Genomic DNA, 1,804 nt, shown 5'->3' on the forward strand with positions numbered 1-1,804 from the left:
CCGTCCAGCAAGTACACCCGCGTGTTGGCGATTGGGCGCCCGATCGGGACCACCGCCCCATTGAAATCAGCCGGGCAAGGCCAGATCGTCGCGAAGGTCGTCGTCTCGGTGGGCCCGTAGCAGTTAATGAGACGTACGGGGCCCTTTTCCTTCAACAATCTCAAAAACGAGGCAAGATCACCGCGCTCACCCCCACAGAGGAGGTGCTTCAGTTGCGCCAACGTCGGAGCAATCGTTGATGTATATTGGTTGAATAGTGCTGTTGTTAGAAACAGTGACGTCACCCGGTGCTGTTCAAGGGCCCGGGCAAAACTAAGAGTATCCCTGAGCGTGGCGGCATGCATGGCAACAATGCAACCACCGTTAAGCAGCGGTGCCCATACTTCGAATGTGCTTGCGTCGAAGGCGGGATTGCCAGCCCATGCCACCCGATCTCCTGCATCGATCTTCACATACCCACTGTTGATCACGAGCCGGTTGACGGCACGATGAGGAACGACAACTCCTTTGGGAAGGCCAGTTGAGCCGGAGGTGTACATGACGTAAGCGGCAGTTTCAGCGCTCAACGCCAGCCCAGGATCGGAACTACATCCCGTTCCAGCTATGAGCGGCTCAATAGCCAGAACAGGTATCGTCGCCTCAACCAGATCATTCCCGGAAAGCACCAAGCGTGCAGCACAATCGGCCATCAGCCATTTTTGTCGCGCCGACGGGAGGGCGCGATCGACCGGTACATAAATGCCGCCAGCCTTAAGAATCGCCAGCTGTGCCACCACAAGAGCGACGGAGCGGTCCAGCACTGTGGCAATGCGATCCCCAGGCCTGACCCCGAGGGCGATCAGGTGATGCGCCAGGCGGTTGGCCTGCGCATTAAGCTCGGCATAGCTCAGCCGCTCATCTTCGCAGACCACCGCCACCGCATGCGGCGTCCTGTGCACCTGCGCTTCGAACAGCTCGTGGATGCAGCGCTCCGCAGGATACGACGCCGCCGTCCGGTTCAGCTCCTCCAGCAGATACGTGCGCTCGACAGTCGAGAGCAGCTCAATCCGGTGGACCTCTTGCTGCGCATCGGCAGCCATCGCCCGCAGCAGCGCCAGCAGATAACCACGCTGCCGCTCGATCGTCGCCTGATCAAACAGCGCCGTGGCATAACCCAGCGTTCCGGCGATCTCCTCGCCATGCTCGCCAAGGCTCAGCTCCAGATCGAACTCGACCTGATCAATCTCCTCCCCGGCAGCTTCGACACTCAGCCCCGGCAGGTCCAATGACCCAACCGCATTGTTCTCCCAGGCCAGCATCACCTGCAACAACGGCGTGTGGTCAAGAGCCCGGGGCGGCTGCACGATCTCCACCACCTGCTCGAACGGCAGGTCCTGATGCTCCTGCGCAGCCAGCACCGTGCGCCGCGTCCGCTCCAGAAGCTCCGACACGCGCGGCTTGCCCGACAGGTCCAGCCGAAGCGCCAGGGTGTTGACGAAGAAGCCGATCAGCTCTTCGATCTCGCGGTGCCCCCGATTGGCGCTCGGCACGCCAATCACAAGATCGTCCTGCCCGGACAGACGCGACAGCACCGCCGCCCAGGCCGCCAGCACCGTCATGAACAACGTCGTGCCATGCTGCAGGCTCAGCCGCTTCAGCTCCCGGGTCAAATCCGCATCGATGACGATCGGGACCGTGGCCGCGGCAAACGACTGCTGGGCAGGCCGCGCATGGTCCGTCGGCAAGACAAGACGGGCTGTGCCTGCCAGGGCGCTGCGCCAATACTGCGCCTGCTTCTGCAACCGTTCCCCCGACAGCCATTGGC

The 1,804-nt window shown here is 62.1% G+C and carries 1 protein-coding gene; it reads right to left on the reverse strand.

The features are described 5' to 3' along the window. A partial coding sequence (locus tag XH88_RS05325; RefSeq protein WP_271614372.1) for a non-ribosomal peptide synthetase occupies nucleotides 1–1,781 on the reverse strand: 1,781 nt, incomplete at its 3' end. Between the last annotated feature and the right edge of the window lie 23 nt (nucleotides 1,782–1,804).

The organism is Bradyrhizobium sp. CCBAU 51627 (assembly GCF_028128765.1).
Classification (GTDB): Bacteria; Pseudomonadota; Alphaproteobacteria; order Rhizobiales; family Xanthobacteraceae; genus Bradyrhizobium.